This is a genomic window from Gaoshiqia sediminis (genome assembly GCF_025907915.1).
GTDB lineage: Bacteria > Bacteroidota > Bacteroidia > Bacteroidales > Prolixibacteraceae > Gaoshiqia > Gaoshiqia sediminis.
This window is the reverse complement of sequence record NZ_JAPAAF010000103.1, coordinates 1-772: the sequence shown is the minus strand read 5'-3', so window position 1 is coordinate 772 and position 772 is coordinate 1. Positions and strand designations below refer to the sequence as shown.

Sequence of the window (772 nt, the reverse complement as noted above, 5' to 3'; positions counted from 1 at the left end):
ATAACTAAAAATTTAAGGATGAGAATAGAAGTTACGCAGTTTTTTGCACCATGTCAAGCTGCCCCGCATCGCGGGGTTTAGTTCAACGGTTGGTGCAAGTTGCGTTGCGGATTTCGAAGAGCGTCTTCGTCCACCGGACGAAAGACGGTCAGAGAAAGGAACAACGGCAACTGAACCCACCGAGCCCGCGATGCAATTTGCACGTTGTTAGCAGCCGGTTGTTTCGTATACTCAGTTTATTAACAGAATAAATGTATGATTTTCCGCGGAAAAGTTTTACAAAGTGCGGAAGCTTTTATCAACTTTTTTTTGTCCAATTCGAAACAACGCGAAGTAGTTGCAAGTACAGCTATGGTTTACAGAGTAGGGGCGGGAACCAGCCCGTTTATGCCCAACTCCGCTGGCGGAAAACTTGCCTGCGCCGGAACATTCCTGCCAATTTTGTTTCCCTGCAAGTACCGGAAAGCAAAAATCAAGATTTCAGGCAACTACCGGCCATTCTTAAAAACTGGTAAACAATCAGGCTGCGAAACAACCTGGCAAGCTATCAGACAGCGAAAAATTGGCAACTGCGCCAAACTTCTCCTGCAAGTTTTGTGACAGCAACCTGCCTGGGCGAGAACAAAAGCAAAGAACGAAGTTTCAGGTAACCACCATTTGGCTTTTATCCAACTGGCTGCTAACGTTCTAGTATTTTATCCATCGTGTGGATGCGTTGTTAAATGTATGAATAATAATTCATATTGCTAATAGGTTATGACAGGAGGCTTTA

1 protein-coding gene is annotated in these 772 nt (G+C 44.6%); it reads left to right on the top strand.

Annotated elements, in window-relative coordinates; all coding sequences use genetic code 11:
* Window positions 1-255 precede the first annotated feature (255 nt).
* Complete coding sequence (locus N2K84_RS20175) at window positions 256-600, top strand: hypothetical protein (RefSeq protein WP_282593640.1); 345 nt, start codon at window positions 256-258, stop codon at window positions 598-600.
* The last annotated feature ends 172 nt before the right edge of the window (window positions 601-772 follow it).

What these genes read in the sequence shown, in the direction of transcription:
- N2K84_RS20175 (WP_282593640.1), top strand. Translation starts at nt 256, where the DNA reads ATGATTTTCCGCGGAAAAGTTTTACAAAGTGCGGAAGCTTTTATCAAC.